The 6087-nt window shown below is 67.7% G+C and carries 5 protein-coding genes; 3 read left to right on the top strand and 2 right to left on the bottom strand.

The window, feature by feature from the left end; translation table 11 throughout:
• Window positions 1-79: 79 nt before the first annotated feature.
• Window positions 80-532 carry a tRNA (cytidine(34)-2'-O)-methyltransferase gene (locus ACRDUX_RS24455; protein WP_526417369.1) on the top strand — a complete coding sequence of 151 codons (453 nt, stop codon included), beginning with the start codon at window positions 80-82 and terminating at the stop codon, window positions 530-532.
• 23 nt (window positions 533-555) lie between these two features.
• Here ACRDUX_RS24455 and ACRDUX_RS24450 read toward each other — a convergent pair whose 3' ends face one another.
• The gene (locus tag ACRDUX_RS24450) at window positions 556-1206 is read right to left on the bottom strand and encodes a nitroreductase family protein (protein WP_526417367.1); all 651 of its coding nucleotides are present in this window, start codon (window positions 1204-1206) and stop codon (window positions 556-558) included.
• A gap of 23 nt (window positions 1207-1229) precedes the next feature.
• Between ACRDUX_RS24450 and ACRDUX_RS24445 the strand changes: the two genes are divergently transcribed.
• A complete protein-coding gene (locus tag ACRDUX_RS24445) occupies window positions 1230-1643 on the top strand; it encodes a TIGR03667 family PPOX class F420-dependent oxidoreductase (protein WP_526417365.1) in 414 nt (137 codons plus the stop codon).
• A gap of 76 nt (window positions 1644-1719) precedes the next feature.
• Here ACRDUX_RS24445 and ACRDUX_RS24440 read toward each other — a convergent pair whose 3' ends face one another.
• Window positions 1720-5016, bottom strand: coding sequence for a DNA polymerase III subunit alpha (locus ACRDUX_RS24440; protein ID WP_526417363.1), 3297 nt, complete (start codon window positions 5014-5016; stop codon window positions 1720-1722).
• 248 nt (window positions 5017-5264) lie between these two features.
• On the opposite strand from ACRDUX_RS24440, the gene ACRDUX_RS24435 reads away from it, so the two are divergent.
• Window positions 5265-6087, top strand: an 823-nt coding sequence (locus ACRDUX_RS24435; RefSeq protein WP_526417361.1) for an FAD-dependent oxidoreductase, incomplete at its 3' end; no start/stop codon positions are given.

The following is a 6087-nucleotide window of genomic DNA, read 5'->3' as shown; positions in this document are numbered from 1 at the left end:
GGGCTTCCCTGCCAGTCGGCCTCGAGACGTAGCCTTCGAGGTACTCGCAGACCGGGAGGCTCAGGGCTTGTTCAAGGTGATGTTCTACTCGCCGCGCATCGCGCCCAACACCGGCAATGCGATCCGGATGGTTGCAGTCACCGGTTGTGAACTACACCTCGTCGAACCGCTGGGTTTCGACCTGTCCGAGCCGAAGCTCCGCCGGGCCGGTCTGGACTACCACGACCTGGCGTCGGTGACGGTGCACGGAGATCTGGAGGCGGCGTGGAAGGTCGTCATGCCCGCGCGGGTGTTCGCGTTCACCGCCCACGCCGAATCGTTCTACGGCGACATCGCGTATGAACCCGGTGACGTCCTGATGTTCGGTCCGGAACCGACCGGCTTGGACCCGCAGACGTTGGCCGACCCGCACGTCACGGCGCAGGTGCGGATTCCCATGCTCGCGGGCCGACGGTCCCTCAACCTGTCGAACGCCGCGGCGATCGCCGTCTACGAGGCATGGCGCCAGCAGGGGTTCGACGGCGCCATCTGACGGTTCATTTCCCCGTGCGGGTGCTACCAGGTGTTCCAGTGGCTGAGCTGCTCGGCGGGCAGCCGCTTGGCCGGCTTGAAGTCGGTGCCCTTGGTGTACGCGATCGGGAACAGCCCACCCTGGGAGTACTTGTCGAAGGGGATGCCGAGGACGTCCGCGGCCTGCTTCTCGCCGTCGCCGACCAGGTGCAGCGTGGTCCACGCCGAACCGAGGCCGCGCGAACGCAGCGCCAGCATGAAGCTCCACGCCGCGGGTAGGAGTGATCCCCAGAACCCTGCGCTCGCCCCGGCGGGGGCACCGTCGGGCCTGCCCTCCAGACACGGGATCAACATGATCGGAACCTCGTGCAGATGGTCGTTGAGGTATTTCGCGGAGTCGATGACCAACGGCGTGCGCTCGTCGCGGCCGTCACCGTAAGTCGGCTTGGGTGCGTCGAGGTACGGCGTCGCCGCGGTGCGGTAGATGTCGGCGATGGCCTTCTTCTTCTCTTCGTCGTCGACGAAGACGAACTGCCAGCCCTGCGTGTTGGATCCGGTCGGCGCCTGCAGCGCCAGTTCGAGGCACTCCATCACCACCTCGCGCGGCACCGGCTTCTCCAGGTCGAGCCGTTTGCGGACCGACCGGGTGGTCGTGAGCAGTTCATCGACGGTGAGATCGAGCGGCGTGGAAGTCATAGTCGGAGACTACATTCGCTTGCATGAGCAATGATTTGACACCTGAGGTCGTCGATCGTCTGAGCACCGCCAAGTACGGCTGGCTCACCACGGTCGCGAAGTCGGGCCAACCGGTCCCGAAGCTGGTCTGGTTCTACTTCGACGGAGCGGCGCTGTTCGTCTACTCCGAACCCACCGCGGCCAAGGTGCGGCACGTGAAGGCCCATCCGCTGGTGAGCCTGAATCTGGACTCCGACGGCAACGGCGGCGGGATCATCGTGATCGGTGGCGAGGTGACGAACGCCGCCGAGGGTGCCGACTGCCGCACCGACGAGCCGTACTGGGCGAAGTACGGCGAAACCTCCGACAAGTTCGGGTTGACCGAGACGATGGCGAAGTTCAGCACCCGCCTGCGCATCGCCATCGACAAGGTGTGGCTCACACCGACGGAGGGCTGATCCTCGGACGTTGAGATAGCGCTTGCGGATACGGCCACTCGCACGTCTTCGCCGCGAGCGCTACGTCAACGGAGCCCTACTGGAAGTCACGCGACTTGGACCTCACCCGCAGGTCGATCGGACTCATCCGGTCGGCCGTCACGGTGACCGCGCCCGTCGCGTTCTGCACGATGCCGCGGATCACCAGCGCCGACGCCGTCTGCGCCAGCTTGCGATGCCGCGCCCACACACCCCTCGAGCACATCACGTTGACCATGCCCGTCTCGTCCTCGAGGTTCATGAACGTCACGCCCTGCGCGGTCGCGGGCCGCTGCCGGTGGGTCACCGCGCCCGCGACGAGCACCCGGGTGCCATCCGGCACCGACAGCAGCCGGTTGGCGGGGATGACGCCGACCTCGTCGAGATGTTCACGCAGGAACTGGACGGGGTGGCTGTCCGGCGAGACGCCGGTGGCCCAGACGTCGGCGGCCGCCAACTCGAGTTCGGTCATACCGGGCAGGGCGGGGACGCGCGAGGAGGACCCCACACCGGGCAACCGGTCGGGACGCTCGGAGGCCGCCGCGCCCGCCGCCCACAGCGCCTCCCGCCTGGTGATCCCGAAACAGCCGAGCGCCCCCGCGGTGGCCAGCGCCTCGGTCTGCGGCACGGACAGCTGCACCCGGCCCGCCAGGTCGACCAGAGAGGTGAACGCGCCGTGGGCCTTTCGGTCGTCGACGATCCGCTCGGCCAACTCGTCACCGACGTGCCGGACGGAAGCCAGCCCCAATCGAACCTGGGTACCGATTTCCTCCAGCGTGGCATGCGACAGGCTGGCGTTCACGTCGGGACCGTGAACCACCACGCCATGCCGACGGGCGTCGGCCACCAGTGACTGCGGCGAGTAGAACCCCATCGGCTGCGCGCGCAGCAGGGCGGCGCAGAACACCGCGGGGTGGTGCAGCTTGAACCACGACGAATAGAACACCAGCGAGGCGAACGACAGTGAATGGCTCTCCGGGAAGCCGAAGTTGGCGAACGCCTCCAGCTTCTCGTAGATGCGGTCGGCGGTCTCACCGGTGATGCCGTGCCGCTCGCGCATGCCGTCGTAGAACCGGCCGCGCAGCCGCTTCATCTTCTCCGTGGACCGCTTGGAGCCCATCGCCCGGCGGAGCTGATCGGCCTCGGCGGCGGAGAAGCCGGCGCAGTCGACGGCCAACTGCATCAGCTGTTCCTGAAACAGAGGAATTCCCAACGTCTTACGTAGTGCCTGCTCCATCGACGGGTGGTCATAGGTCACCTCCTCCTCCTCGTTGCGGCGCCGAATGTAGGGGTGCACCGAGCCGCCCTGGATGGGCCCTGGCCGGATCAACGCCACCTCGACCACCAGGTCGTAGAACACCCTCGGCTTCAACCGGGGCAACGTGGCCATCTGCGCGCGGGACTCCACCTGGAAGACCCCGACCGAGTCGGCGCGCTGCAGCATCTCGTACACCGCCTGCTCGGACAGATCGAGCTTGGACAGATCGACCTCGAGTCCCTTGTGCTCTGCGGCCAGGTCGATGGCGTAGTGCAGCGCCGAGAGCATGCCGAGTCCGAGCAGGTCGAACTTCACCAAACCTATTGCCGCACAATCATCCTTGTCCCACTGCAGCACGCTGCGGTTCTCCATGCGCGCCCACTCCACCGGGCACACGTCGGCGATCGGCCGGTCGCAGATCACCATGCCGCCGGAGTGGATGCCCATGTGCCGTGGTAGATCCTTGATCTGTAGCGCCAGGTCGATCACCTGCTTGGGAACCTCCTCGACGTCGGGTGAGTCGGCGAGCCCGTTCCACCTGCTGATCTGCTTGCTCCAGGCATCCTGCTGCCCTTGGGAGAACCCCAGCGCCCTTGCCATGTCACGGACCGCACTGCGGCCGCGATAGGTGATGACGTTGGCGACCTGGGCGGCGTAGTCGCGACCGTAGCGCTCGTAGACGTACTGAATCGCCTTCTCGCGTAGGTCCGATTCGATGTCGATGTCGATGTCCGGCGGCCCGTCGCGGGCGGGTGACAGGAACCGCTCGAACAACAACTCGTTGGCGACCGGGTCGACGTTGGTGACGCCAAGCGCGTAACAGACTGCCGAGTTGGCCGCCGATCCCCTGCCCTGGCACAGGATGTCGTTCTCCTTGCAGAACCGGGTGATGTCGTGCACCACCAGGAAGTAACCGGGGAAGGTCAACTGCGCGATGACCCTCAGCTCGTGCTCGATCTGGGCGTATGCCCGCGGCGCGCGTTCCGGCGGCCCGTACCGGTTGCGCGCTCCGGTGATCACCAGGTGCCGCAGCCAGCTGTCCTCGGTGTGCCCCTCCGGGACGTCGAACGGCGGCAGCTTCGGGGCGATGAGCGCCAGGCCGAACGCGCACTGCTCGCCAAGCTCGGCCGCTGCCGTCACTGCGCCTGGGTGGTGGGCGAACAGTCGCTCCATCTCCTCCCCCGACCGCAGGTGTGAACCACCAAGCGGCGCAAGCCAACCGCCCGCCTCGTCCATCGAGTTGCGCGCCCGGATGGCCCCCATCGCCATGGCCAGCCTGCCGCGGGCGGGCTCGGCGAAGTGCGCCGCGGTGGTGGCGACGACATTCAATCCGAACCGCACCGCCAGTTCGGCAAGGGTGGCGTTGCGCTCGTCGTCGAGCGGGTGGCCGTGACGGGTGAGCTCGACGCTGACCCGCGAGCGCCCGAACCGGTCGACCAGGTCGGCGAGCGCGGCTTCGGCAGCCTCCGGACCGCCCGTCGACAGTGCTTGGCGCACGTGGCCCTTGCGACATCCGGTGAGGACGTGCCAGTGCCCACCCGCAGCCTCGGTCAGCACGTCGAAGTCATAGCGCGGCTTGCCTTTCTCGCCGCCAGCCAGATGGGCCTTCGCGAGCTCACGCGACAGCCGCCGATAGCCCTCCGGTCCGCGCGCCAGCACCAACAGGTGCGGCCCCGGCGGGTCGGGCACCTCGGTGCGGGCGACGTTTCCCAGCGAGAGTTCGGCGCCGAACACCGTCTGCACGTCGAGCTCCCTGGCCGCCTCGGCGAACCGGACCACCCCGTACAGCCCGTCGTGGTCGGTCAGCGCGATGGCCCGCAGGTTCAGCCGGGCGGCCTCCTCGACGAGTTCCTCCGGTGTGCTGGCCCCGTCGAGGAAGCTGTACGCCGAGTGCGCGTGCAGCTCGGCGTACGGCACCGAGGAGTGCCCCCCTGCGGGCCGGTCCGGTGCCTCGTAGCTCCCACGCTTGCGCGACCACGCCGGACTGTCACCGCCGTCGGCCACCGGCTCGGGAAGTCGCGAACCGGCACGGCGGGGCTTGCTGGTGAGCACGCGCTCCATCTCGCCCCAGCTCGGCGGCCCGCTGTGCCATCCCACGCGTCGAGAGTAATCGAACGCGTGTTCGAATACCATTGGTGTTCAGGCCACCCCGCCAGTTCTGCGCGAGGGTCGCGGACCCGGACGAATCGCAGCCATCGTGCAGAAGTCGCGCACGAAAAGGGGAAGGGCGGCAATCCGCTCCTTCCCTTCTCAAGGTATAGCGCACCAGGGGGCTTGCGGCAAGACCCCCGGCATACCCCATACTCGCTGACCGAAGCCACCACCAGCGCAAATGGGAGTAGTGAATGCCTGACATCGACACCGACGTGATCATCGTCGGCGCAGCACCGACCGGCCTGATGCTGGCCGGCGAGTTGCGCCTGGCGGGAGTGCGCACGCTGGTGCTGGAGCGACGGACCGAGCCGTATGCCGTCAAGAAGGCCGGCGGTCTCGGCGGCCAGATCCTCGACCTGCTGCGCCACCGAGGCCTGCTTGAGCGCTTCGAGACGGCCAGCGGCCAGCCCCGCCCGGCACCCCGATTCCCCTTCGGCAGCCTGCACGTCGATCTCACCCAACTCGTCGATCCTCCGATGCAGGCCCTGCTGCTCCCTCAGCCACGGATGGAGAGCCTTCTCGAGGAGATCGCCGACGAACGCGGCGCCGACATCCGCCGCGGACACCACGTGACGGGCCTGAGCCAGAACAACGAAGACGTGACCGCGGACGTGCGCGGACCCGACGGCGCGTACCGCGCCACGGCGCGCTTCCTGGTGGGCTGCGATGGCGTGGGCAGCCGGGTCCGCGACATGGCGGGCATCGCGTTCCCCGGCATCAGCTATCCGGACGTGCACCGGCTGGGGTCGTTCGCCATGCCCGACTCGGTGACGCTGCGCGACGACGGCGACTACGACATCCCCGGCCTCGGCCTGGTCCGCGCCGGTTACACCCAGACGCCCAACGGCATCTTCGCGATCAGCTCCTACACCCCAGACGATCTGGGTCTCTACACCTGCCTCGAGGAAGCAGCACCGTACGACGAACGGGAGCAGATGTCCCTCACCGAATTCGAGGACAGCATCCGTCGCGTGCTCGGGGTCGACATCCCGTTGAGTGAGCCAACTCGGTTGA

This window comes from Mycobacterium sp. (assembly GCF_050701675.1).
GTDB lineage: Bacteria > Actinomycetota > Actinomycetes > Mycobacteriales > Mycobacteriaceae > Mycobacterium.
Note: the sequence above shows the minus strand (reverse complement) of the source record. Positions and strands in the feature narration are given on the sequence as shown.

Bases quoted from the DNA above. Each gene is read 5' to 3' on its own strand.
- ACRDUX_RS24450 (WP_526417367.1), bottom strand. From the start codon at position 1,206: ATGACTTCCACGCCGCTCGATCTCACCGTCGATGAACTGCTCACGACC.
- ACRDUX_RS24455 (WP_526417369.1), top strand. From the start codon at position 80: ATGTTCTACTCGCCGCGCATCGCGCCCAACACCGGCAATGCGATCCGG.
- ACRDUX_RS24445 (WP_526417365.1), top strand. From the start codon at position 1,230: ATGAGCAATGATTTGACACCTGAGGTCGTCGATCGTCTGAGCACCGCC.